The 23,147-nt window shown below is 73.6% G+C and carries 21 protein-coding genes; 13 read left to right on the top strand and 8 right to left on the bottom strand.

What is annotated here, in order from left to right; all coding sequences use genetic code 11:
* Positions 1-8: 8 nt before the first annotated feature.
* On the top strand, positions 9-1,055 hold the full coding sequence (locus ACYQ8Q_RS37830) for a TauD/TfdA family dioxygenase (RefSeq protein WP_460071202.1): 1,047 nt from the start codon (positions 9-11) through the stop codon (positions 1,053-1,055).
* Positions 1,052-4,975, top strand: coding sequence for a non-ribosomal peptide synthetase (locus tag ACYQ8Q_RS37825; protein WP_460071201.1), 3,924 nt, complete (start codon positions 1,052-1,054; stop codon positions 4,973-4,975). Before ACYQ8Q_RS37830 ends, ACYQ8Q_RS37825 begins: the two co-directional genes overlap by 4 nt.
* A 78-nt stretch (positions 4,976-5,053) precedes the next feature.
* Here ACYQ8Q_RS37825 and ACYQ8Q_RS37820 read toward each other — a convergent pair whose 3' ends face one another.
* On the bottom strand, positions 5,054-5,671 hold the full coding sequence (locus ACYQ8Q_RS37820) for an MBL fold metallo-hydrolase (protein ID WP_460071200.1): 618 nt from the start codon (positions 5,669-5,671) through the stop codon (positions 5,054-5,056).
* 36 nt (positions 5,672-5,707) lie between these two features.
* A complete protein-coding gene (locus ACYQ8Q_RS37815) occupies positions 5,708-6,604 on the bottom strand; it encodes an ion transporter (RefSeq protein WP_460071199.1) in 897 nt (298 codons plus the stop codon).
* A gap of 130 nt (positions 6,605-6,734) precedes the next feature.
* Here ACYQ8Q_RS37815 and ACYQ8Q_RS37810 point away from each other — a divergent pair, with 130 nt between their 5' ends.
* Positions 6,735-6,959 (top strand): twin-arginine translocase TatA/TatE family subunit, encoded by a 225-nt coding sequence (locus ACYQ8Q_RS37810; protein WP_460071198.1) that lies wholly within the window; start codon positions 6,735-6,737, stop codon positions 6,957-6,959.
* A 16-nt stretch (positions 6,960-6,975) separates the two neighbouring features.
* Here the strand turns inward: ACYQ8Q_RS37810 and ACYQ8Q_RS37805 are convergent, their stop codons facing one another.
* Positions 6,976-8,691: an LCP family protein gene (locus tag ACYQ8Q_RS37805; RefSeq protein WP_460071197.1), complete on the bottom strand. Its 1,716-nt coding sequence runs from the start codon at positions 8,689-8,691 to the stop codon at positions 6,976-6,978.
* Between the two features lie 188 nt (positions 8,692-8,879).
* On the bottom strand, positions 8,880-9,242 hold the full coding sequence (locus tag ACYQ8Q_RS37800) for an ArsR/SmtB family transcription factor (protein WP_460071196.1): 363 nt from the start codon (positions 9,240-9,242) through the stop codon (positions 8,880-8,882).
* Between the two features lie 266 nt (positions 9,243-9,508).
* On the opposite strand from ACYQ8Q_RS37800, the gene ACYQ8Q_RS37795 reads away from it, so the two are divergent.
* Both ACYQ8Q_RS37795 and ACYQ8Q_RS37790 read left to right on the top strand, forming a co-directional pair.
* Complete coding sequence (locus tag ACYQ8Q_RS37795) at positions 9,509-9,775, top strand: GlsB/YeaQ/YmgE family stress response membrane protein (protein WP_460071195.1); 267 nt, start codon at positions 9,509-9,511, stop codon at positions 9,773-9,775.
* Between the two features lie 75 nt (positions 9,776-9,850).
* Positions 9,851-10,306 (top strand): tellurite resistance TerB family protein, encoded by a 456-nt coding sequence (locus ACYQ8Q_RS37790; protein ID WP_359000353.1) that lies wholly within the window; start codon positions 9,851-9,853, stop codon positions 10,304-10,306.
* A gap of 667 nt (positions 10,307-10,973) precedes the next feature.
* Here the strand turns inward: ACYQ8Q_RS37790 and ACYQ8Q_RS37785 are convergent.
* Both ACYQ8Q_RS37785 and ACYQ8Q_RS37780 read right to left on the bottom strand, forming a co-directional pair.
* Positions 10,974-11,906 carry a M56 family metallopeptidase gene (locus tag ACYQ8Q_RS37785; RefSeq protein WP_460071194.1) on the bottom strand — a complete coding sequence of 311 codons (933 nt, stop codon included), beginning with the start codon at positions 11,904-11,906 and terminating at the stop codon, positions 10,974-10,976.
* A gap of 19 nt (positions 11,907-11,925) precedes the next feature.
* The gene (locus ACYQ8Q_RS37780) at positions 11,926-12,306 is read right to left on the bottom strand and encodes a BlaI/MecI/CopY family transcriptional regulator (protein WP_460071193.1); all 381 of its coding nucleotides are present in this window, start codon (positions 12,304-12,306) and stop codon (positions 11,926-11,928) included.
* A gap of 239 nt (positions 12,307-12,545) precedes the next feature.
* On the opposite strand from ACYQ8Q_RS37780, the gene ACYQ8Q_RS37775 reads away from it, so the two are divergent.
* The 8 genes from ACYQ8Q_RS37775 to ACYQ8Q_RS37740 all read left to right on the top strand — a co-directional run bounded on the left by ACYQ8Q_RS37775 (position 12,546) and on the right by ACYQ8Q_RS37740 (position 20,773).
* Positions 12,546-13,472, top strand: coding sequence for an SCO3242 family prenyltransferase (locus ACYQ8Q_RS37775; RefSeq protein ID WP_460071192.1), 927 nt, complete (start codon positions 12,546-12,548; stop codon positions 13,470-13,472).
* Entirely contained in the window at positions 13,469-14,329 is an 861-nt protein-coding gene (locus tag ACYQ8Q_RS37770; protein WP_460071191.1) for a sugar phosphate isomerase/epimerase family protein, read from the top strand. Before ACYQ8Q_RS37775 ends, ACYQ8Q_RS37770 begins: the two co-directional genes overlap by 4 nt.
* 99 nt (positions 14,330-14,428) lie before the next feature.
* On the top strand, positions 14,429-15,178 hold the full coding sequence (locus ACYQ8Q_RS37765) for an EboA domain-containing protein (protein ID WP_460071190.1): 750 nt from the start codon (positions 14,429-14,431) through the stop codon (positions 15,176-15,178).
* On the top strand, positions 15,178-16,032 hold the full coding sequence (locus ACYQ8Q_RS37760; protein WP_460071189.1) for a TatD family hydrolase: 855 nt from the start codon (positions 15,178-15,180) through the stop codon (positions 16,030-16,032). The genes ACYQ8Q_RS37765 and ACYQ8Q_RS37760 overlap by 1 nt, the downstream gene beginning before the upstream one ends.
* A gap of 7 nt (positions 16,033-16,039) precedes the next feature.
* On the top strand, positions 16,040-17,239 hold the full coding sequence (eboE, locus tag ACYQ8Q_RS37755; RefSeq protein ID WP_460071188.1) for a metabolite traffic protein EboE: 1,200 nt from the start codon (positions 16,040-16,042) through the stop codon (positions 17,237-17,239).
* Positions 17,236-18,609: an alkaline phosphatase family protein gene (locus ACYQ8Q_RS37750; RefSeq protein WP_460071187.1), complete on the top strand. Its 1,374-nt coding sequence runs from the start codon at positions 17,236-17,238 to the stop codon at positions 18,607-18,609. Before eboE ends, ACYQ8Q_RS37750 begins: the two co-directional genes overlap by 4 nt.
* Before the next feature lie 79 nt (positions 18,610-18,688).
* Complete coding sequence (locus ACYQ8Q_RS37745; protein ID WP_460071186.1) at positions 18,689-19,882, top strand: cytochrome P450; 1,194 nt, start codon at positions 18,689-18,691, stop codon at positions 19,880-19,882.
* Between the two features lie 180 nt (positions 19,883-20,062).
* Positions 20,063-20,773, top strand: coding sequence for a hypothetical protein (locus tag ACYQ8Q_RS37740; protein WP_460071185.1), 711 nt, complete (start codon positions 20,063-20,065; stop codon positions 20,771-20,773).
* Positions 20,774-20,781: 8 nt separating this feature from the next.
* On the opposite strand, the gene ACYQ8Q_RS37735 is transcribed toward ACYQ8Q_RS37740, so the two are convergent.
* Positions 20,782-22,317 carry a peptide MFS transporter gene (locus ACYQ8Q_RS37735; RefSeq protein ID WP_460071184.1) on the bottom strand — a complete coding sequence of 512 codons (1,536 nt, stop codon included), beginning with the start codon at positions 22,315-22,317 and terminating at the stop codon, positions 20,782-20,784.
* Between the two features lie 5 nt (positions 22,318-22,322).
* A complete protein-coding gene (locus ACYQ8Q_RS37730; protein WP_460071183.1) occupies positions 22,323-23,141 on the bottom strand; it encodes an SAM-dependent methyltransferase in 819 nt (272 codons plus the stop codon).
* Positions 23,142-23,147: the final 6 nt, after the last annotated feature.

The following is a 23,147-nucleotide window of genomic DNA, read 5'->3' as shown; positions in this document are numbered from 1 at the left end:
GGGAGATCGTGAACGTCAACGCGCACCAACGTCCAGCACTCCGGGACATCCGCCGCCGCACCGTCGCCGCGGTGGACGGCCCGGCCGTCACGGTCACGCCGCCGACCGCGGAACGCCTTCCGGCGACCGTCACGGCCGACGTGCCCGGCGTCGACCTGGCCGCCTGGCTGGCGGCGAGCCGCGAGCCGCTGCGGGAACTGCTGCACAGCCACGGCGCGGTACTGTTCCGCGGCTTCGGCATCTCCGGCGCCGAGGGCCTGGAGCGGCTCGTCCTCGCCGTGTCGCCCGAGGCGATGAACTATGTGTACGGATCGACGCCGCGCACCCGCGAGATGCGTCAGGTCTACACGTCCACGGAGTACCCGGCCAGCGAGTCGATCCCGATGCACAACGAGCTGGCCTACGCGACGAACTGGCCGATGCGGCTGTGGTTCCTCAGCGACAAGGCGGCCCGGACCGGCGGTGCGACGCCGCTGGCCGACAGCCGCCGGGTGTACGAGCGGATCCCGCGGGACGTCCGGGACCGCTTCGCGGCGCACGGCGTGATGTACGTGCGCAACTACGGCAGTGGCATGGACCTGACATGGCAGCAGGCCTTCGAGACCGAGGACCCGGCCGAGGTGGAGCGGTTCTGCGCGGACTCGGGGATCGAGTTCACCTGGCTGCCGGGCCGGCGGCTGCGGACGCAGCAGGTCGCGCAGGCCGTCGTACGGCACCCGGTCACCGGCGAGTGGTCCTGGTTCAACCAGGCCCACCTCTTCCACACGGTCAGCCTGCCGGCGGACGTGCGCGGGTCGCTGCTGGAAGCGCTGGACCCGATCGATCTGCCGCGCAACGCGCTGTACGGGGACGGCACGCCGATCGAGGACGAGGTGATCGCCACGATCAACGCGGCGTTCGACGCCGAGTACCGCGCGGAGGCCTGGAGCGACGGCGATGTGCTGCTGATCGACAACGTGCTGACCGCGCACGGCCGGCAACCGTACACGGGACCGCGCAAGGTACTCGTGGCGATGGCCGAGCCGGCCTCGTCGGTGATGGGCGGCGAGCGATGAGCGCCGGCACCGTGGACGCGTTCGCGATCTCGCCGCAGCAGGAGCTGACGTGGCGGAAGGCGGAGTCGCGGGGCGGGCGGGCGGTCCCGGTCACCGTGGTGGTCGAGCTGCACGGTCCGCTGGACCTGGATCGGTTGTACGGCGCGGCCCGTCACGTCGTCGAGCATCACGAGATCCTGCGGACCGAGCTGCGGATCCTGGACGGCTACGTGGCGCCGGCCCAGGTGATCCGGCCGTATCCGGAGCAGGTGCCCGGCGCCGGGGCGGACGCCGCTTCGGCGGACGCCGCCGAGGACTGGCGCCCCGAGGCGGTGGTCGGGTCGACGCCGGTATCGCTGGCGGTGCGGCGCGTCGGCCCGGACCGGCACGTGCTGCGGCTGCGGGCCTCGGCGGCCGTGCTGGACCGTGCGGGGGCGGCGGTGCTGATCGACGAGCTGGCCCGGGCCTACGCCGGTGCCGGCGTGGGCGAGGATCCGTTGCAGTACGCGGACCTCGCCGAGTGGCTGCGGGAGCGGGTCGGGGACGGCCGTTTCGAGCACCCGCGCTACCTGCGCGAGGTCGACGACGACACCACCGCGCTGCGACTGCCCTTCGAGCTGCCGGTGCGCTGCGGTGACGGCGGCACGGCCGCCGTGGTCGAGCTGGCGGACGTCCTCCCGCCCGACGGCGCCGACCGGCTCGCGGCCACCGGGGGCGACCTCCGCGACCTGCTGCTCGCCGCCTGGCAGGTCGTGCTGCACCGCTACACCGGCGCGGACCGGCTCCTCACCGGGCTGGTGGACGGCGGGCGCTCCGCACCGGAGCTGGCCGACGCACTCGGCCCGCTGGCGCGGCTCCTGCCGCTGCAGGTCGCCGTCGCCGCCGACACGCCGTTCCGCGACCTGGTGCGGCGGTGCCACGCCGCCTTCGAGCACGCCGCGGCCGAGTCGGAGCTGTTCGACGCCGCGTGGTGGTCGACCCGCGACACCCTGGACGTGATCGCCTTCGACCACGTCGACCTGGGCGCCCCCCGGGCGGCCGGCGACCTGCTGTTCGCGCCGGTCGCCGTCCACGGCGTGCACCCGGGCGCGGGTCTCACGCTGCTCGTCGACCAGATCGGGGCCGGCGCCGCGCGGGTCGCGCTCGGCTACGACCCGGCCCGGTTCACCGAGGCCGATCTGGCCGGGCTCGGGACGGTGCTGCGCACCGTGCTGGCCCACGCGGTTGTGGCCCCCGACGCGCACGTCGGCGCGCTGCGCGTCCGGCCGGACGGCGCGGACCAGCCGGACCGGGCCGTGGCGGAGACGCCGGCCGACGGCGCGGTGCGCCTCGTGCCCGCACGCTTCGCCGAGCACCGCGCGCGGAACGCGGGCGCCACCGCGGTCGAGGACGCCACCACCACACTCAGCTACGGAGACCTGGACCGGCTCGCCGACCGCCTGGCCGCCCGGCTCGCGGCCGCCGGGGCCGGTCCGGGCTCGGTCGTACCGGTCCTGCTCGCACGGGGCGCGCTCACCATCGGCGCGATGCTGGGCATCTGGCGGGCCGGTGCGGCCTTCACCGTCCTGGACGACACCACGCCGCCGGGCCGGATCGCCGCGACCCTCGCCGACACCGGGACCGGCGTCGTGGTCACCAGCGCCGCGCTGGCGGGGCGGCTCGCGGAGTCGGCCGTATCCGTCCTCCTGATCGAGGATCTGCCGGACGAGGAAACGCCCGCGGCGGTCTGGTCGGATCCCGGTCCGGCCGCCCTCGCCTACGTCGTCTACACCTCCGGCAGCACCGGCCAGCCCAAGGGCGTGGCGGTCAGCCACGGTGCCCTGGCCACCTACGTCCACGAGGTCGGGCAGCGGCTGCCCGGCGCGGCGGGATCGTCGTTCGCCGTCATCACGACCCTCGCCGCCGACCTGGGGTACACGGCCGTCTTCTCGGCTCTGGCCTCGGGCGGGTGCCTGTCCGTCGTGCCGCGGTCGGCGGCCACCGACCCGGCCGAGCTGTCGGCCTGGATGAGCGATCGCGAGATCGACTGCCTGAAGATCGTCCCCTCGCACCTGGCCGCGCTGCTCAACGCCGCCGAGGATCCGGCCCGGGTGCTGCCGCGCCGCTTGCTGGTCGTCGGCGGTGAGGCGTGCCCGATCGACCTGGTCGAGCGGGTCGCGGCGATCGCGCCGGAGTGCGTGGTCGTCAACCACTACGGCCCGACCGAGACCACCGTCGGCGTCTGCACCTTCCCGGCCGGAGCGTCGCGCCTCGACCCGCGGGCCAGGACCGTGCCGATCGGCACCCCGCTGCCGGGCACCCGCGCCGTGGTCCGGGACGGCACGGGCCGGCCGGTGCCGGTCTGGATGCCGGGGGAGCTGTTCCTCTCCGGTGCCCAACTGGCCGACGGTTATCTGAACCAGCCGGAGCGGACCGCGGAGCGCTTCCTCGGCGCGCCCGCCGCACCGGGTGGTGGCCCGGTCCGCTGGTACCGCACAGGCGACGTGGTCCGCGCCCTTCCCGGCGGCGAGCTGGAGTACCTGGGCCGTACCGACGACCAGCTGAAGATCAACGGCTACCGGGTCGAATCGCAGGAGATCGAGGCGGTGCTGCGCGGGCGTCCGGGCGTGCGCGAGTGCCTCGTCACGGTCGCGGGCCCGGATCAGGTGCTGACCGCCTTCGTCGTGCTGGAAGCGGGCGGGCCCACGGTCGACGAGCTGAGCGGGCACCTGCGCACCGTGCTGCCCGAGCACATGGTCCCGAAGGCGTTCGCCGTCGTCGCCGCGCTGCCGCGCACCGCCAACGGCAAGGTCGACCGGGCCCAGCTGCAGGCCATGGACAGCACGGCGGGCCGCGCGGCGGCCGCGGTGCCCCCGCGCGACTCGCTGGAGCTGCGCATCCTCGAGATCTGGCGGGCGATGCTGGGCTCGGACCGGTTCGGCGTCACCGACGACTTCTTCGCCGTGGGCGGGCACTCGCTGCTGGCGCTCCAGTTGCTTGCGGCCGTGTCCCGCAAGCTCGGCGCCCGCCTGCCGATCTCGGTCCTCTTCGAGAACGGCACCGTGGAGGGGCTCGCCCGGACGGTTCGGGCCCAGGCCGAGTGGCAGTCGACGGTGCTCGTCCCGATGCGTCCCGAGGGCACCCGGCCGCCGGTCTACTGCGTCCACGCCGGCGGCGGGAGCGTCATGGGCTACCTCGACCTGGTGCGCGCGATGCCGGCCGACGTCCCGGTCCACGGCCTGGAAGCGGTGGGGCTGGACGGCCGGCGGGCGCCGGTGCCGCACGTCCGCGAGATGGTCGAGCAGTACGCCGCCGAGATCGGCCGCCGGACCGGGGCCGACGGGGTGCCGAGCACGATCGTCGGCTGGGGCCTCGGGGCCGTCTTCGCCTACGCTCTGGCCGAACGGCTGCGCGGCCTCGGCCACCGGATCGGGACGCTGGTCGTCATCGACGGCGCCGCGCCGGACACACAGGCGCTCAGGGCGGTGGTCGAGGGGACCTCCGACGACGACTACTACGCGGGCATGACCGACCGGCAGATCGTCGAGCGGTTCGCGGCGCACTACGGGCTGCCGCTGACCGCCGCCGACCTCGCGGGCCGCTCCGTCGCGGAGCAACAGGCGCTGCTGGCCGAGGCGATGCGGGACCGCGACGTGCTCACCCCGGACGCGGGCGCCGAGCACTTCGAGACGCTGTTCGCGCTCTACCGGTCGAACATCGCCGCCTGCCAGGAGTACGTGCTGGGCTTCCGGCCGGAGTTCGGCGACTACGACGTGCTGCTGGTCCGCACGGACGAGGAGTCGGCCGTCGTCGGGCCGGACGGCGCGCTCGGTTGGCGGACCCTCTTCGGCGACCGGGTCACGCAGGTCTGGCTCCCCGGCGACCACTACTCGGTCATGAAGCCGCCGATCGTCGGCCGGCTGGTTCCGTTCATCGACAAGGCACTGGACGGCACCGCGTAGGTGCCTGAGTGAGGCTCCCGCCCGGACCGCGGTCGTCCCGTCGGGTCCGGGCGGGAGTCTCACGCCCGCCTGGTCGTTCTAGAGATCGGCCGATGCGCCGGGGAGCAGGCGCGTGTAGGGCGCGCCGCTGTGGTTCGCCAGCCACCAGTCGACGTTCTCGAACCCGCGCTCGTTCACCGTGGCGTCGTGGATGGCGAACGCGCGGCCCGGCTTGACCGCCCGCGTGAACTCCACCGCGAGGCCGAGGTGCAGCCACGGCCCGGCGACCGGCACGAGCAGCGTCTCGACCGGCTCGTCCGGGACGAACAGCGAGTCACCCGGGTGGTAGACCCCGTCGACGACGTAGCCGACGTTGGCGCAGCCGGGCAGCCCGTCGAAAATGTCGGCGTGCCGGCCGCCGACGACGGCCACCGTGAAGCCGCCCGCCGAGATCGTGTCGCCCGCCGCGACCGGCGTCGCCCAGTCGCCGAGCGCGGCCGCGACGTCGGCGGGGGCGTGCACCGTCATACCGGGGTTGGCGGCCCGCGCCGCCACGAGTTTGTCGGTATCGATGTGATCGTCGTGTTCGTGGGTGACGAGCACCGCCGCAACCCCGGACAGGGACTCGGGCTCGGTGTAGATGCCTGGATCGATGACGAGCGAGCGGCCCTCGGCCTCGAGGCGGACGCACGCGTGACCGTACTTCGTCAGACGCATCGCAGCATCCTAGCGGACCGGCCCTCCCTGCCCCCGCTACCGGCGGCAGGATCTGGACGGCGCTGTCGGGACCGCCGCGGCTACGTCCCGTTCGAGGGCGTCGAGGGCCTCGCGGGCCGCGGTGATGCGGGCGAGCAGCAGATGCCGGTCCTGGTCCTGCGCGGCCGGGGGCTGCTGGGTCTTCTCCACTTCCCGGGCCTCGTCGAGGGAGGTGATGACGACGCCGATGAGGACGTTGACCAGGACGAAGGAGGCGAGCAGCACGTAGGAGGCGTAGTAGAGCAGGCTCCAGCGGGAGATCTCCAGGCCCGCGTGGACGGCGTCGCCGATGCCGTCCAGGGTCATGAGGAGGAACAGGGTGAGCACGGACCGGCCGATCGAGCCGTAGTGCCCGGGGTCGGCGCGGCCGAAGAAGACCCAGCCGATCATCGCGTACACGTACAGCAGCAGGGCGCCGACGAGCAGGAAGCTCAGGGTGCCGGGGAGGCTGCGCGCGACCGCGGTGAGCAGGACCCGGAGCTGGGGCAGGAAGCGGGCGGTGCGCAGGACGCGGGCGAGCCTGAGCAGGCGCAGCACGGTGGTGTTCTCGCGGACGACCGGCAGGAAGGCGCACAGGACCACGGCGAGGTCGAAGAGGTTCCACGGGTCCTTCAGGAAGCCCCGGGGGCGGTCGGCGTGCGCGCCGATCCGGACGAGGATCTCGACGGTGAACACGACGAGACAGGCGTGCTCGGCGAGCCGTAACCAGCGGTGCCACTCCTCGACCAGGCCGGAGTAGGTCTCCACGCCGAGCAGTGCCGCGTTGAGGAGGATCACGGCGAAGACGGTCAGCGCGAACCAGCGGGCCTCGGTGAGGGTGCGGCAGCGGTGCGCGAGGTCCCGGCGGGCCGCCCCGGACGCGCTGACGGTCGCCTGGTGGTGCTGCTCGGACATCCTGCTGCCGACACTCCTCGGATCGTACGGTGTTTCCGCCAACGCGGCCGGAAGGCAGGCTTGTTGAACGATCGCCTCCCGGGGATACTTCTACAGAACTGTAGACGACCTCGGGAGAGAGCAGACCCGTATGTTCGGCATGAGTGAGCTGGCCCTGATCCTGGTGGTCGTCATCGTGATCCTCGCGATCAGGAAGCTGCCCGAGCTGACCCGCTCCGCGGGCAAGGCGGCCCGCATCCTCAAGAGCGAGTCGAGGGCCCTGAAGGACCAGGACGACCCGGCGCGGGAGCCGTCCGCGCCCCGGGTCGTCCAGGGCACGGTCGTCGACCGGGACGACTCCGCCCCGCGCCCCTGACCGCTTCGGCGCCCGGTCAGTCGTCCGAGTCGGGCTTGTCGCGCGCCGCCGCGTAGGCCTGGGTGGGCGTCATGGGGACGCCGTTCAGGGCGACCGTCCGGAAGCGGCTGACCTCGGCACAGGTCTTGGCCTCGTCGGCGGTCTGGGCGTGGGCGTTGGAGACGGCGGCCTTGGTGTCGGCGGGGGCCGGCGAGGAGGTGCCGCCGGGGTAGGTGGTGCCGCTCGGCCAGTCGCTGCCGATGACCAGGGTCAGTCCGGTTGCGCTGCCCTGCTTCAGATGGGAGGACGGCAGCCCGAGGGTCTTCGCGGCCGTCCGCGCCGCGCCCTTCTGTCCGGTTCCGTAGGTGAGGGTCGTGGTGGCCGCCGGGCTCGGGGCGTTGGCGGTGGTCGTACCGGAGCTGAAGCCCGCGTCGGTGAGGGCGCCGGCGACGGCGGAGGCGCGGCCGGTGATGGTCGTGCCGTTCTCCACGGTCACGGCGACCTCGGACGCGGGGACCGCCGAGGCGGTGGCCGTCGCCTTCGCCGTCGCGGAGGCGGCCGCCGACTTCCCGCCGGAACCGGTGGTGAGCGACTGGTCGCCCGCGATCGTGGAGAACAGGGTCTTCGCGCCGGCGCCCACCACGACCCGGTCGCTGTCCGCCGGATCGGGGGCCGTCTGCATGGTGGTGAACGTCATCCGCTTGGTGGGGACCTTGTTCAGGTCGGCCGCCAGCCCGATCAGCTTCTTCACGCTGCCGAGGCCGTCGTCCACGGTGAGCGCCTTGGTGGCGGCGTCGGCGAGGCTGTAGACGGCGGTCGGGTCGGTGAGGGTGCCCGCGCTCTTGAACTTGCGGATCATCGCACTGAGGAAGATGTGCTGGGAGACGGTACGGCCGAGGTCGCTGCCGTCGCCGAAGCCGTGCCGCGAGCGGACGAACTCCAGCGCCGCGACGCCCTTGAGGGTGTGGGTGCCCTTGGACAGCTTCAGATGCGAGTAGGTGTCGTAGACATTGGCGTCCACGCACACGGAGACGCCGCCGACCGCGTCGGACATCTTGACCACGCCGGAGAAGTCGAGCTTGACGAAGTGGTCGATGGGGATGCCGGTCAGCTGATGGATGGTGGACACCTGGCAGGCCGGGCCGTACTGGAGGGCGCTGTTGATCTGGCCGTAGTAGCCGGACGTGGACTGACCGCTCTCACTGTCCTTGCAGGCCGGGACGTTCGTCATGGTGTCGCGCGGGATGCTCATCACGGTGGCGTTGGAGCGGTCGGCCGCTATGTGGACCACCATCTGCACGTCCGCGTTGCCGTTGCCGGACTGCACCCCGGTCTGCGAGCAGCCGCCGCCCAGTTTGCAGTCCGCCTTGCTGGTACGGGCGTCCGAACCCATGACCAGGATGTTGATCGGGGTGCGGCCGAATGCGTCGGCCTTCTCCTTGCCGCCCTTGCCGTCGATCGAGACGCTGTTGATGTTGCCGTTCAGGTGCTGGTAGAACCACCAGCCCGCACCGGCCGTCCCCAGTACCAGCACCGCCAGGAACAGTCCGGCGATCCGCAGCACCCGTCTGCCGCGCCGCACCGGCCGGCCCCGGCGCGCTCCGCGGCCGGGGCGCCTGCGGGAGGCCGCCCGTGCCGCGGCCCGCCCGCCCGTCGGAAGCGGCTCGTCGTGCCCGGCCGTGCGCTGCCCGGGCACCCTGCCGGTGCGGCTGCGCGTGGCCTGGCCGGCCGGACCGTCCCACGGGTCGCTCATTCACCACTCCTACGAACGGTCGGACAGATGCACAGAGGTAGAGGCGGCAATCAAGATCAAGGTTGCTTGCGTAGTTGCGCAATCTAACAAAGCCTTGGCCTGAGCAGCCCGGATCCTGGGCGAATTCACAGGTGAGGGATCTCATGCAACCCGCGGAACGGATTTCACCCCGGGGGCGCGGGCCGGCCTCAGCCGCCGGCGCCGCGCAGTCGTCGTACCGGAACGGTGGTCCGGTGGGCACGTGCGGTCAGCTGGCCGACCATCACCCGGACCACGGTGACGACGTCCGGGTCGTCGACGTAGTACACCTGACGCCGGCCCTCGCGGCGCGAGCCCACGAGTCCGGCGAGCTTCAGCTTCGCCAGATGCTGGCTGACGGCGGGGAGCGCGCCGCCGACGCGGTCGGCGAGGCGGGTGACGTCGCTCTCGCCCTGGGACAGGGCCCACATGAGGTGCAGCCGGGCCGGAGCGGCGAGCAGGCCGAACGCGGCGGCCGCCTCGTCGAGGACCTCGGCGGACGGGTCCTCGAAGCGACCGGCGCTGGTTGCCACAACCCTCTCCCGTCCCCTGGGCGTCACCACCGACGCACGTGCGGGTACCCAGTGTAGGCGTCGGCGGCGGCACCGGAAGCCGCCGAAAGGCCCACGTCCGCTTGGCGGTTTGCGCAATGTCCTGAATGAGTGACAGAACCGCGACGACTCGAACGCAGTGACCTGTGCGGGCTCGCCCGTCCCCGCGTTCCGTCTCTAAGGTTGCGCAAACAGGCAACTCATCACCTGCAACTCAGCACAGGCAACTCGACTGGAGACACGACGACATGGGCATCATCGGCTGGATCATCCTCGGTCTGTTCGCCGGAGCCATCGCCAAGGTCCTGCTGCCCGGCCGCGACCCGGGCGGTCTGATCGGCACCACGCTCATCGGGGTCGCGGGCGCGTTCGTCGGCGGCTGGCTCTCCTCCCGGTTCCTCGACCGCCCGGTGGAGAACCAGTTCTTCGACCTCTACACCTGGGGCGCGGCCGTCGGCGGCTCGCTGGTCCTCCTCGTGGCCTACCGCCTGCTGTTCGGCAACTCGCGGAACTGAGCGGGCGCGGCGGGAACTTGTCCGACCGCCCGCTAGTTTCTACGTTGTTGTAGATACCGATCGTATGGAGTTCTCATGGCCCTGTGGGACCGCATCAAGGAATCCGCGTCGACGATGCAGACGCAGCTCGTGGCGAAGAAGAACGACCTCAAGAGCGGCGCCTTCCGCGACGCGAGCATGGCGATGTGTGCCCTGGTCGCCGCCGCGGACGGCACCATCGATCCGTCCGAGCGGCGTCGCGTGGCCCAGCTCATCGCCACCAACGAGGTGTTGCAGAACTTCGACGCCACGGATCTTCAGCGCCGTTTCGACGACAACCTGAACAAGCTGACGGCCGACTTCGACTTCGGCAAGGTGAGCGTGCTCCAGGAGATCGCCAAGGCCAAGAAGAAGCCGGCCGAGGCCCGTGCCGTGATCCAGATCGGCATCGTCATCGGCGGCGCCGACGGCGACTTCGACAAGACCGAGCAGGCGGTCGTCCGCGAGGCCTGCTTCACCCTCGACCTGCCGCCGCACGAGTTCGACCTCTGACCGACGGGGGTACGGGGCGACGGGATACGGAGCGGGACGGCGGGGCCCAGCACGGCTGCCGCCTGACGCCTGACGCCTGACGCCTGAACGCGATGCCCGACGGCGATACCGGGTCCCGGCACCGGGTGCCGGGTGTCGGGTGCCGACTGCCGGGTGGCGGGTGCCAGGTGGCGGGTGCCGGGCAGCGGCTACCCGGGAGCGGATGCCGGATGGCAGGTGCCGGGCAGCGGTGTCTGATGGCGGGTGCCGGGCAGCGGGTGCCAGATGGCGAGTGCCGGGCAGCGGATGCCGGATGGCAGGTAGGCAGCGGATGCCCGAGAGCGGGTGCCGGATGGCAGGTACCAGGCAGCGGATGCCCGATAACGGCTGCCGGGCAGCGGGTGCCGGATGGCGAGTACCGGGCAGCGGCTACCCGGGAGCGGATGCCGGATGGCAGGTGCCGGGCAGCGGTGTCTGATGGCGGGTGCCGGGGAGTGGGTGTCGGGTGGTGCAGTCGGCGTCAAAGGGGGCGGCCGGTGGCCCGTCGGCGGCGTCCTGACCTGTCGTATTCCCGGCTGTCCCACCGCGCCGAGTCGGCGCCACCGTCCTCCCCGCCCCCGCCCCGCGTGTACCGGCGGCTTTCCCGCAGCCGCGCCACCACCTGACCGTCTGTCCTCCGGTCCAGCCCCTAAAGCGGTGTCGCGGCGTACAGGATCAGGAACATGGTCACCGCCGAGTTCGCCGAGGACATCGCGGAGACGGCCGTGCCGGCGGCGGCGCCCCATGCCGCGAGGCCCACGGCGGTGAACGCCGAGGGCCAGCTGCGCCCGGTCGGGGCCGGGCCGAGCAGGGCCGCCACCCGGCGCGGCACCGGTCCCGGCACCGCGAAGCCCGCCAGCGTGGGCACGGGAGTGCCCCGGGAGACCAGGGCCGCCTTGCCGATCGCCCGCGCCACGGTACGGCGGCTGCCCACCGCCCGCGCCGCGTCCTCGTCGGCCCACCGCTCCGCCGTGTAGGACACGGCGGTGCACAGCGGCCGCAGGAACGGGTTGGCACGGGCCGCGAGCCGTACCGCCAGCAGGAACCGGTGGTGCCCGGCCGTCAGATGAGCGCGCTCATGGGCGAACAGGGCCCGGCGCTCGGCCGGTTCGAGGCGGTCCAGCAGGCCGGTGGTCACCACCACCCGGGCCCGCCGGCCGCCGGGCAGCGCGTAGGCGTACGGCACCCCGTCGGGCAGCACGACCACCTCGGTACCCGGCAGCCCCGCCAGCGCGCGATGCGCCCCGCGCCGTACCCGCCCGTGCCGCCACAGGGTCCGCCCGCAGGCCACGAGCACCGCGAACAGCGCGGGGATGGCCGCCTTCCCCGCCACCTCGTCGTACGGCACCGCCGCCCGCACCTGCGGGTCCGACCACCCGTCCGGCAGCGGATTGCCCGGCAGCTGGGCCGTGCCCACCACCATCACCAGCCCCAGACACACCGTGCTGCACACCGCCATCACCACCGCCACCCCCGACAGCAGCCGGGTCGCCGCGCGCGGATGCAGATGCTGCTCCGCCAGGCGCGCCACCGGCCATGCCGTCAACGGCAGCACCAGCGGCAGAAAGACGAACACCCCCATAGGGTTCGGGCCTTCCCCTTCACTCGCCGTCGGAACGGCCCAGCAGCTCCCGCAGCAGCCGCTCGTCGTCCGGGCCCAGACCGGTGACGAAGCTGGCGAGCACCGCCTCGCGGTCGCTCTCCGCGTCCAGCACCCTGCGCATCCGGTGCGCCGCGAGACCCGCCTGGTCCGAGGCCGGCGTCCAGGCGAAGGACCGGCCCGCCCGCTCCCGGGTCACCACGCCCTTGGCCAGCAGCCGGGTCAGGATCGTGATCACCGTCGTATAGGCGAGGTCGTCGCCGAGGCGCTCCTGCACCCACCCGGCGCTCACCGGCCCCTCCGCCTCGCCCAGCACCGAGAGCACCAGCGCCTCCAGCTCGCCCTGTCTGCGCCGCCGCGGACCCTGCCGGTCGTCCGTCACGCCCCTGTCTCCCTTCCGCCGCCGACGCTTTTCCGGCCCGCCATCGTATCGACGCCCCCCGGTCGACTACACCAGCGTAGAAGAGTGCGGAGGGGAGGGCGGGGGCACCGGGGTTCGCCGACACCAAATCGCCTACGGGGAAAGGGTGTTGTTCGATCCGCCGTACACACAGAGTCTTCACACAAAGGGTGATGGGAAGGTATCTGAAGATTAAAGCAATGGGCGTAGGGTGACCGATCATGCAAGGCCCGAACGACATCTCGCGTTCCCCCCGTCTCGCCGATCTGGCGACCCTCGTCCGGCTGCCCGCCGCCCTGAGCGTGCCCGGTGACGTGCTCGCCGGCGCGGTCGCGAGCACCGGACGCGTCCGGCCCCGTACCGCCGCCACGATGGCGTCGTCCGTCGCCCTCTACTGGGCCGGCATGGCGCTCAACGACTACGCGGACGCGACCGTGGACGCCGTGGAGCGCCCCGAACGCCCCCTGCCCTCCGGCCGGGTCACCCGGCGCACCGCACTGGCCACCGCCTGCGGGCTGACCGCCGCCGGCCTCGGTCTCGCCGCCCTGGCCGGCGGTCGCGCCGCGCTCGGTGTGGCGGTGCCGCTGACCGGGCTGGTCTGGGCGTACGACCTGCGACTGAAGTCGACCGCCGCCGGGCCCGCCGCGATGGCGGGGGCACGGGCGCTCAACGTGCTGGCCGGAGCCGAGCCCGGCCGCAGGAGCGCGGCGCTCCCGGCCGCGCTGCTGGTCGGCGCGCACACCTACACGGTCACGGCGCTGAGCCGCCACGAGGTGACGGGCTCGCCCCGCTCCGTCCCGGCCGCGACCCTGGCCGGCACCGCGGCCACCGCCCTCGCCGCCGGGGCGCTTCCCTCGATACGGGCGCCACGGCGCACCGGACGCGCGGGACCCGGGCGGCGGGCGGCCCGGATCGGTGCCGCCGCCGGGGCACTCGCCTATCTGGCCACGTACGGCGGCGCGCAGGCACGGGCGGCCCACCACCCGTCCGCGGCACACGTCCGGCAGGCCGTCGGCGCCGGGATCCTGTCGCTGATGCCCCTCCAGGCGGCGCTCACCGCGGGCGGCGGCGCCCCGGCCCTGGCCGGTCTGCTCGCCGCGGCCCATCCGACGGCTCGCCGGCTGGCCCGGAAGGTGTCGCCCACATGAGCGCCCTCCCCACCCCGCCCGCACGGCTGCGCTACGGCTTCGGGACCAACGGCTTCGCCCACCACCGTCTCGACGACGTCCTGACCGTCCTCGCCGACCTGGGCTACGACTCGGTCGGGCTCACCCTGGACCACGCGCATCTCGACCCCTTCGCCGCGGATCTGCCGCGCCGGGTCGGCCGACTGGCCACCAGGCTCGACCGGTTGGGACTCGCCGTCATGGTGGAGACCGGGGCGCCGTATCTGCTCGACCCCTGGCGGGGGCACGTCCCCACCCTCATGTGCGCCCCCGGCGCCGAACGGCGCCTGGACCTGCTCGCGCGGGCGGTGCGCGTCGCGGCCGACCTGGGCGCTCCGGCCGTGCAGCTGGCCAGCGGACCGGCCCCCGAGGGCGTCCCGGAGGAGGAGGCCTGGAAGCGGCTGACCGCGGGCTGCGAGGAGGCCCTGGAGGTCGCCCGCGAGCACGGGGTGGCACTCGGGTTCGAGCCCGAGCCGTACATGTTCGTGGACACCGTGCAGCGGGTGCTGGAGCTGCGCCACCGGCTCGGCGATCCCGAATCGTTCGGTGTCACGCTCGACATCGGCCACGCCCACTGCGTCGAGGAGGCGTCCCTGCTCGACTGTGTCGCGGCGGCCGCACCGCACCTGGTCAACGTACAGATCGAGGACATGCGGCGCGGGGTGCACCGGCACCTCGAACTCGGCACGGGCGAGATCGACTTCCCGCCGGTCCTGGCCGCTCTGAAGGCCTCCGGCTACCACGGACCCGTCTCGGTGGAGATCCAGGGCGCGTCGCTCGACGCCCCCCGGGTCGCCCGCCGCTCACTGGAGTTCCTCAAGGCCGCCGAGCCGCACTGACCGCGTGCTGCTCGCTCCTCCCCCGCTCTGACATCTCGTCATCACCCTTTCCCGGTACGGCTGTCGCCGTACGCGCAACCGACACAGGAGGCATGTGCCGTGGACCCACGCATCCCGATCGCCCTCGACCGGCGGCTCACCGTGGACGCGGCGGCCTGGCTGGCCGACGCGGTCGCCCGGGTGGGCGAGGACCCGGCGGCGGTACGCGGCGTGTTCCCGGCCGTGGGCCGGCGCTGCGGCCGCGGCCCGCTGATCGCCGGCTGGACGGTGGCGGACGCCGCCCGCGCCCGGCTGCTCGCCGCCCTGCCGATCGGCGGCGCGGCGCTCGCCGAGGAGATCACCGCCCTGCACCGGTACGGCGACTCCGCCGAGCAGCGGGCGGTGCTGCGCTCCCTGGCCCTGCTGGAGGACGCGGACCCGTCCTTCGCCGATCGGGGTCTGCCCCTGGTACGGGCCGCGCTGCGGAGCAACGACACCGATCTGATCGAGGCGGCCCTCGGACCGTACGCCGCTCGCCACCTGGACGCCGAGGGCTACCGGCAGGCCGTGCTGAAGAGCGTCTTCTGCGGCATCCCGCTCGCCCGGATCGCGGGCCTTGCGGACCGCGCCGACCGTGAACTCGCCCGCATGATGGCCGACTTCGCCCATGAGCGGGTCGCCGCGGGCCGGGACGTCCCGGCCGACGTCTGGCCGGTCGTGCGCGCCCACCCGGGCACGCTTCAGGCCTCCGGGCTGCCCGCCGAGACCGGGTCCTCCTCCCCCGACCGCCGCGACGCTGCCGTCCGGGCCCTGGCCGCCTTCTCCGCCACCGCACCGGCCCCCGGTGCCGCACCCGCAGGAGCCGTCTGATGCGTATCTTCGACCCCCACATCCATATGACCTCCCGCACCACCGACGACTACGAGGCTCTGTACGCCGCCGGGGTCCGGGCGGTGGTGGAGCCGTCGTTCTGGCTCGGCCAGCCGCGCACCTCGGTGGACAGCTTCACCGACTACTTCGACGCGCTGCTCGGCTGGGAGCCGTACCGCGCCGCGCAGTTCGGCATCCGGCACCACTGCACGATCGCCCTCAACCCGAAGGAGGCCAACGACCCGCGTTGCGCCGGGGTACTCGACGTGCTGCCGCGCTATCTGGCCAAGGACGGGGTGGTGGCCGTCGGGGAGATCGGCTACGACTCCATGACGCCCGAGGAGGACGAGGCGCTGGCCCGGCAGCTCGCCCTCGCCCTCGAGCACGAACTGCCGGTGCTGGTGCACACCCCCCACCGCGACAAGGCCGCCGGCACCCGCCGCACCCTCGACGTGGTCCGTGAGTCCGGCATCCCGCCCGAGCACGTCCTCGTCGACCACCTCAACGAACTCACCGTCGGCATGGTGGCCGACAGCGGCTGCTGGATGGGCTTCTCCATCTACCCGGACACCAAGATGAGCGAGGACCGCATGGTGCGGATCCTGCAGGAGCACGGCACCGCGCGGATGCTGGTCAACTCCGCCGCCGACTGGGGCCGCAGCGACCCGCTGAAGACCCGGAAGACCGCCGACGCGATGCTGGCCGCCGGTTTCGACGAGGACGCCGTCGACCAGGTGATGTGGCGCAACCCGGTGGCCTTCTACGGGCAGAGCGGCCGGCTCGACCTGGGGGACGTCGAAGCCGACGCAGGCGCCCTCTTCGAGGGCAACTCCGTGCAGCGCGGCGGGGAGTGAGCAGGGGTTGCGCTTCCGACACGGCGACGGCACCACCGTCCACCTCGCCTATTGCAGCAACGTCCACCAGGCGGAGGACCTGGCCGGGGTGGTGCGCCAGCTCGCCTCCCACGCCGAGCCGGTCCGGGAGGCCCTCGGCGCCGATCTGCTCGGCATCGGACTGTGGCTGGCGCGGGACGTGGTCACCGAGCTGTCCGCCCGGCCCGGGGCCGTACGCCGGCTGCGCGCCGAGCTGACCGCCCGCGGCCTGGAGACCGTCACCCTCAACGCCTTCCCCTACGAGGGTTTCCACCGCGAGGTGGTCAAGAAGGACGTCTATCTGCCCGACTGGACCGACCCCGCACGGCTGCGCTACACCGTCGACTGCGCCCGGGTCCTCGCCGGGCTGCTCCCCGACGACGCGCGGCGGGGCAGCGTCTCCACCCTGCCGCTGGCCTGGCGCACGCCCTGGCCGGCCGGGGCACGCGACACCGCCCGCCGCTCCCTGGACCGGCTCGCCTCCCAACTGGCCGAGCTGGAGCGGGAGACGGGCCGCACGATCCGGGTCGGCTTCGAACCGGAGCCGGGCTGCGTGGTGGAGAACACCGTCCAGGCCGCCCGTGAACTCGGCGGACTGGACCCCGAGCGGCTCGGCGTCTGTCTGGACACCTGTCATCTCGCCGTGCAGTTCGAGAACCCGGCGCGGGCCCTGCGCCGGCTCGCCGACGCCGGCCTCCCGGTCGTCAAGGTGCAGGCCTCCAGCGCCCTCCAGGCCGACGACCCCGCCGACCCCGGGGCACGCCGGGCCCTCGCCCGGTTCGCCGAACCCCGCTTCCTGCACCAGACCCGTACGGCCCCGGGCGGCGTCGTCAGCGGCGTCGACGACCTCCCGGACGCCCTGGCCGGCGGCCTGGACCCCGGCTCCCCCTGGCGGGTGCACTTCCACGCGCCGCTGCACGCCGCACCCGAACCGCCCCTGAGCACCACGGCCGCCGAACTGACCTTCGCCCTGCGGGAATTGCTCGGCGGCCCGCAGGCGGTCTGTGACCACGTCGAGGTGGAGACCTACACCTGGTCCGTCCTGCCCGAACAGCTGCGGCCGCAGGACCGCGAGGGCCTGGTCGCGGGAATCGCCGCCGAACTGGCCTGGTCCCGCACCCGGTTCGAGGAACTCGGCCTCGTCGCGACGACCGACACCGCCCGCCCCCGGAAGGAGCCCGTCCCATGACACGACTCGTCGTCCTCGACATCGTCGGCCTCACCCCCCGCCTGCTGCGCCACATGCCGGCCGTCTCCGCCGTCGCCGAACAGGGCTTCCAGGCCCGGCTGGACACCGTCCTGCCCGCCGTGACCTGCTCCGTGCAGTCCACCCTCCTGACCGGCGCACCGCCCGCCGAGCACGGTGTCGTCGGCAACGGCTGGTACTTCCGGGACCTCGGCGAGGTCCTGCTGTGGCGCCAGCACAACGCCCTGGTCGGCGGCGAGAAGCTCTGGGACGCCGCCCGCCGCTCCCGGCCCGGCTACACGGTCGCCAACGTCTGCTGGTGGTACGCCATGGGCGCCGACGTGGACTTCACCGTCACCCCGCGCCCGATCTACTACTCCGACGGCCGCAAGGAACCCGACTGCTACACCCGGCCGCCCGCCCTGCACGACGAACTCACCGACCGGCTGGGCGCGTTCCCCATGTTCACCTTCTGGGGCCCCAACGCGAGCCTGCCCTCCAGCCAGTGGATCCTCGCCGCCGCCCGCCAGATCTTCGACGAGAAGCAGCCCGACCTGACCCTGGTCTACGTACCCCACCTCGACTACGAGCCCCAGCGCTCCGGCCCCGGCTCACCGCAGTCCGCGCACGAGGCCCGTCGTCTCGACGACGCGCTGCGCCCCTTCCTCGACCACCTCCGCCGCGAGGACGCCACCGTCGTGATCCTCAGCGAGTACGGCATCACGCCCGCGTCCCGCCCGGTCGACGTCAACCGCGCGCTGCGCCGGGCCGGACTGCTGGAGGTCCACACCCAGGACGGCATGGAGTACCTCGACCCGATGACGTCCCGCGCCTTCGCGGTCGCCGACCACCAGATCGCGCATGTCTACGTCCGCGACCCGGCCGACCTCGCCGAGGTCGCCGGGATCGTCGCCGGCCTCGACGGGGTGGACGAGGTGCTCGACGAGGAGGGCAAGGCCCGGCACGGACTCGCGCACGAACGCTCGGGCGAACTGGTCGCGGTGGCGGAGTCCGACGCCTGGTTCACGTACTACTACTGGCTGGACGACGCACGCGCCCCGGACTTCGCCCGCCAGGTCGAGATCCACCGCAAGCCCGGCTACGACCCCGCCGAACTCCTCTACGACCCCACCGTCCCCGGCGTCAAGGCCCGCGTCCTCGGGCAGGTCGCGCGCAAGAAGGCCGGTCTGCGGTACCGCATCCGGACCGTCCCGCTGGACCCCTCGGGCGTCCGGGGCAGTCACGGCCGGCTCCCCGAGGACCCGCGCGACAGCCCCGTCCTGCTGTGCTCACGGCCCGGCCCCGCGCGCGAGCGGATCGCCGCGACCGAGGTCAAGGACCTGCTCCTCGGGCTGGCCGGCCTCACCGGCTGAGCGCCCGGTCGGCCGTCCGGGCCGGCGCCCCCTCCGGTCCCCCTCCCCTGCCCCCCGATCATCGGAAGAGCCCCCCACCATGCACGCGACGGACACCCCACCGCCCCTCCCCCACCACCGGCCCCTCCTCGATCCCGCCGCCGAGTACGGACGCTGGATCACGGAACGGCCGCTGGCCAGGATCACCCTGTGGGGCGACACCCACCCCTGGCTCGTCACCCGGCACGAGGACGCCCGCGCCGTCCTCGGCGACCCGCGCTTCAGCGCGCGGAACGTCCGCCCGGGCTTCCCCGGCCTCCAGCCGACGCCCCCGCCGCCCACCCCGGGCCAGCTCTTCGCCATGGACCCGCCGGACCACACCCGGCTGCGCCGCATGCTGATCCCCGAGTTCACCTTCCGCCGGGTCGAACAACTGCGGCCGGCCGTCCGGCGGATCACCGGCGAACTCCTCGACGGCCTGGCCGAGCAGGGCCGGCCGGCCGACCTGGTGGAGCACTTCACGCTGCCGCTGCCGCTCCTCGTCATCTGCGAGCTGCTCGGAGTGCCGTACGCCGACCGCGAGTTCATCCACCGGCATGCCGCCGCGTTCGCCACCGTCTCGGCCGGACCGGAGGCGATGCGGGCCGGCTGGGCGGCCCTCTTCGGCCACCTCCAGGAACTGCTGGCGACGAAGGCGCGCGAGCCCGGCGACGACCTGATGAGCAAGCTCGCCGTCGAGCGGGTCGCCACCGGCGAGGCCACCACGGCGGAGGCGGCCGGCATGCTGGTCCAGCTCCTCATCGCCGGGCACGAGACGACCGCGAGCATGCTCTCGCTGGGCGTCGTCGCCCTGCTGCGCCATCCCGACCAGTTGGCGGCCCTGCGCGCCGACGACGGCCTCGTCCCGGGCGCGGTCGAGGAACTCCTGCGCTACCTCACGGTCGTCCACATCGGGCTGCGTCGCATCGCCGTCGAGGACGTCGAGATCGGCGGGGTGACCATCCGCGCGGGCGAGGGGGTGGTCGTCGCCCTCCAGTCCGCCAACCGGGACCCCGCGGTCTTCGAGGACCCCGACACCCTCGACCTCACCCGGGACGCCGGCCGCCAGCTCGCGTTCGGCCACGGCCCGCACCACTGCCTCGGCCAGTCACTCGCCCGCGCCGAACTCCAGATCGCCCTGCCGATGCTCTTCGACCGTCTGCCCGGCCTGCATCTGACGGGCCCGCCCGCGGAACGGCACGCGTTCGAGGGCCGCGCGGTCCACGGCGTGTCGGAGCTGCCCGTGGCCTGGTGACCCGGTTCCGGACGCGTCCGGACCCTCAGCCCCGCGGGATGCGGGGCGGGCCCGATCCCGACCCGGAGTGACGACATGGCACCGCGGCAGCCCGGCGAAGGCCGAGGTCATCGCAGCGGGAGGTGCACCATCGGCGGAGAAGGGCATCGGATGCTCCCACTCGCCCGCTACCTTGCTCCCATGGATCGGGCCACCCTTCTGAGCAGCCTCGTCGTGGACGGAACCGACACCGCCCCGCAGCGGCTCGTCGAACTCGCCGCCGAACTCGACCTGCCGACCGCCGACCTTCTCGCTGTCGCGGGCCACCCGGTGCCGGTGGAGCTGCTTCCGCCGGAGCGCGACGCCGAGGTCATGCAGCGGTTCGCCTACCGCGTCAGTCACTGCGACCACGCGCAGCTCGCCGCGCTGGAGGCTTTCGTCCGCTCGCTGCCCCGCCCCGCCGCCCCGCCGCCCTTCGTGGAGCCGGCGTGGCCGGGCCGCCGCCCCGCCGAGACCAGGCTCGCCGCCGTGCTCGACGCGCTGATCCGCAATCGCGGCTTCGGTGTCCGCGAACTGCCGTTCATGGGGCTGGCCCGCAGCACGCTGTACGGGATGGTGTGGCGCTGCCATCCGAGCCCGCACCGCCGGCACCAGCTGTCCGCCGTGGCGGGTCCGCTGGGCTGGCAGCTGCCCGATCTCTTCGCCGTGGCCGGTGAGCCGTACGCGCCGGACATCCGCCCGGTAGTGCACTGCCACCACCTCGGACGGGTCTTCGCGGCGGCCGTCCCCCTGACCACCGCTCAGCTGATCGCGACCGCGGCGGAAGCGGACCGGCTGAGCGTGCGTCAGGACCACGGCGCATGGCAGCCCGTCTCGCAGGGCTTCGCCGAGGAGTGCCCGGATCTCCCCTGACGGCGGTGTCAGTCCGCGGACAGCCGCCGGGACAGGCGGCCCGCGCCGAGGGCGACCGCCGCCGCGACGGTCAGGACGAGCAGGCCCACCAGCAAGAAGTAGACGGACAGCGGCAGCACCGCGGTGAGGCGGTAGAGCTGGCCGCCGATCACCACGCCCACCGCGCCGAACAGCCCGTTCACGGCCAGGAAACGGCTGGTGCTGCCGGGCGGGGCGACCGCGGCGGCCAGTGCCAGACCGGCCGGGGCGAGCGCGATCTCGCCGCAGGAGTAGAGCAGGTAGACCAGGATCAGCCACCCCGGGCCGACCGGTCCGTCCTCCGCCAGCCGGGCGGCCACGGCCATCAGCACGAAGCTCGTGCCCGCGGCGGCCAGCGCGCCCGCGAACTTCACCGGCGCCCCGACACGTTGCCAGGCGCCCGCCCGCAGGCGGGCGAGGACCGGGGCGACGGACAGCACGAACAGCGGGTGCAGCGACTGGAACCAGCTCGCCGGGACCTCGAAGCCGAACAGAGCGCGGTCGGTGTGACGGTCGGCGAAGAGGCTGAGCGCCGAGCCGCCCTGGGCGAAGATCATCCAGAAGGCCGCCGAGGCCGCCATCATGGCGGTGAACGCCCCGAGCCGGGCCCGCGCCCCACCACCACCGCCGCCCTCCTCCCGGACGTCCTGCGCGCCCCCGGTGGGGTGGCCCGCCGCCGGGAGGCGCCGCAGCGCGCGGAGGTAGGCGAACGGCAGGCCGACCGTGACCAGTCCCAGGACGGCGAGCACCGCGTGGACGGGCAGGACGCCGAGCACCGCCCACGGGACCGTCATCGCGCCGGCCACGAAGGCCACGCCGGCCACGACGCGGACCCGGCGCAGCACCGCCGTGCGCTCGGCCCGGCCGACGGGACGGGGCGGACGTACGCCCACGTCCCCGAACGCACGCGTCCCCAGCCCGAACTGCAGGAGCCCGGCCAGCATCCCGGCGGCGGCCGCCGCGAAACCGAGATGCCAGGCGACCCGCTCCGCGAGCAGGCCCGTGACGACGGGCGCCACGAGCGCGCTCACCTGGATGCACACGTAGAACAGGGAGAAGGCCGCCTCCCTGCGGCCGGGCCCGTCACCGCTGATCTCGGCCACCATCGCCGCCATCGCCGGCTTGACCAGGCCGGTGCCCGCCACGACCAGCAGCAGTCCGGGCCACAGCGCGCCCGCCCACGGCGCCGCCAGCAGCAGGTGCCCGCAGCCGATGAGCGACCCGCCGAGCAGCACCGCGCGGCGAGCACCCAGCACCCGGTCGGCGAGCCAGCCGCCGGGCAGCCCGGCCAGGAAACTCAGCGACATGTACGCCGCGAAGACCGCGGCCGCCGACTGGGGCGCCATGCCCATACCGCCGCGGGCCTTCGACGCGGTCAGGTACAGCACGAGGATCGCCGCCATGCCGAAGAAGCTGAAGCGCTCCCACAGGTCGACCGCGAGCAGCGTGCCGAGACCGCGGCGCCGGCCGGGGCCCGTGGTGCGGGGCCCGGCCGGCGCCGACGGCGCCGTGAGCGAGGCGTCCATCCGGCTCACCCAGCCGGCTTGATCGCCACTCCGGCCAGCATGGCCAGCTCCGGATCGGGCCGCTCCCCCGCCTCCGGGCGCCACAGCGGGGCGCGCAGCACCCCGGGCGGGAGGAGGTCGAAGCCCTCGAAGAGCGCGTCGACCTCGTCCCGGCTGCGCCAGATGACCTGACTGACCGCACCCCGGTACTGCTCGGCCGCCTCCGGGGCCGCCTGCGGCACCTCGTCCGCCCCGGCGTGGGAGACGACCAGCGCGCTGCCCGGCACCAGCGGCTCGGTGTACTGGCGGATCAGCTCCGCCGGATCGTCGGCGTCCGGCACGAAGTGCAGCACCGCCGCGAGGATCACCGCCACCGGCCGGTCGAAGTCGATGAGCCGGCGGGTGTCGTCCGCGGTCAGGATCTCCCGCGACTTGTACAGGTCTCCCTGGAACACGGCGGCCCGGGGCTCGTCCGCGAGCAGGGCCCGGCCGTGCGCGACCGCGACCGGATCGATGTCGACGTACACCACCGTGCTGTCCGGGTGGGCGCCGAGCGCGACGTCGTGCACATTGCCCTCGGCGGGGATGCCGGAGCCGATGTCCAGGAACTGGCGTATGCCGAGCGCCGACAGCTCCCGTACCGCGCGGCGCAGGAAGGCGCGGTTCGCGCGGAGGGTGGCGACGATGTCGGGGTTGCCCGCCGAGACCCGGTGGGCGAGTTCCCGGTCGACGGGGAAGTTGTGGGTGCCGCCGATCCAGTAGTCGTACACCCGGGCGATGCTCGGGGTGTCGATGTCCACTTCCGGCGGCGCCCAGCTGGGGCGTTCGGTGTCCAGTCGTTCCATGTTTCG

This window comes from Streptomyces sp. YKOK-I1 (assembly GCF_054660435.1).
This window is presented reverse-complemented; position numbering and strand designations above follow the sequence as displayed.

Coding starts and splice junctions, on each gene's coding strand:
- ACYQ8Q_RS37735 (WP_460071184.1), bottom strand. CDS start 22,317: ATGGACGCCTCGCTCACGGCGCCGTCGGCGCCGGCCGGGCCCCGCACC.
- ACYQ8Q_RS37790 (WP_359000353.1), top strand. CDS start 9,851: ATGGCCCTGTGGGACCGCATCAAGGAATCCGCGTCGACGATGCAGACG.
- ACYQ8Q_RS37810 (WP_460071198.1), top strand. CDS start 6,735: ATGTTCGGCATGAGTGAGCTGGCCCTGATCCTGGTGGTCGTCATCGTG.
- ACYQ8Q_RS37785 (WP_460071194.1), bottom strand. CDS start 11,906: ATGGGGGTGTTCGTCTTTCTGCCGCTGGTGCTGCCGTTGACGGCATGG.
- ACYQ8Q_RS37740 (WP_460071185.1), top strand. CDS start 20,063: ATGGATCGGGCCACCCTTCTGAGCAGCCTCGTCGTGGACGGAACCGAC.
- ACYQ8Q_RS37795 (WP_460071195.1), top strand. CDS start 9,509: ATGGGCATCATCGGCTGGATCATCCTCGGTCTGTTCGCCGGAGCCATC.
- ACYQ8Q_RS37745 (WP_460071186.1), top strand. CDS start 18,689: ATGCACGCGACGGACACCCCACCGCCCCTCCCCCACCACCGGCCCCTC.
- ACYQ8Q_RS37825 (WP_460071201.1), top strand. CDS start 1,052: ATGAGCGCCGGCACCGTGGACGCGTTCGCGATCTCGCCGCAGCAGGAG.
- ACYQ8Q_RS37770 (WP_460071191.1), top strand. CDS start 13,469: ATGAGCGCCCTCCCCACCCCGCCCGCACGGCTGCGCTACGGCTTCGGG.
- ACYQ8Q_RS37775 (WP_460071192.1), top strand. CDS start 12,546: ATGCAAGGCCCGAACGACATCTCGCGTTCCCCCCGTCTCGCCGATCTG.
- ACYQ8Q_RS37750 (WP_460071187.1), top strand. CDS start 17,236: ATGACACGACTCGTCGTCCTCGACATCGTCGGCCTCACCCCCCGCCTG.
- ACYQ8Q_RS37760 (WP_460071189.1), top strand. CDS start 15,178: ATGCGTATCTTCGACCCCCACATCCATATGACCTCCCGCACCACCGAC.
- ACYQ8Q_RS37805 (WP_460071197.1), bottom strand. CDS start 8,691: ATGAGCGACCCGTGGGACGGTCCGGCCGGCCAGGCCACGCGCAGCCGC.
- ACYQ8Q_RS37730 (WP_460071183.1), bottom strand. CDS start 23,141: ATGGAACGACTGGACACCGAACGCCCCAGCTGGGCGCCGCCGGAAGTG.
- ACYQ8Q_RS37815 (WP_460071199.1), bottom strand. CDS start 6,604: ATGTCCGAGCAGCACCACCAGGCGACCGTCAGCGCGTCCGGGGCGGCC.
- ACYQ8Q_RS37820 (WP_460071200.1), bottom strand. CDS start 5,671: ATGCGTCTGACGAAGTACGGTCACGCGTGCGTCCGCCTCGAGGCCGAG.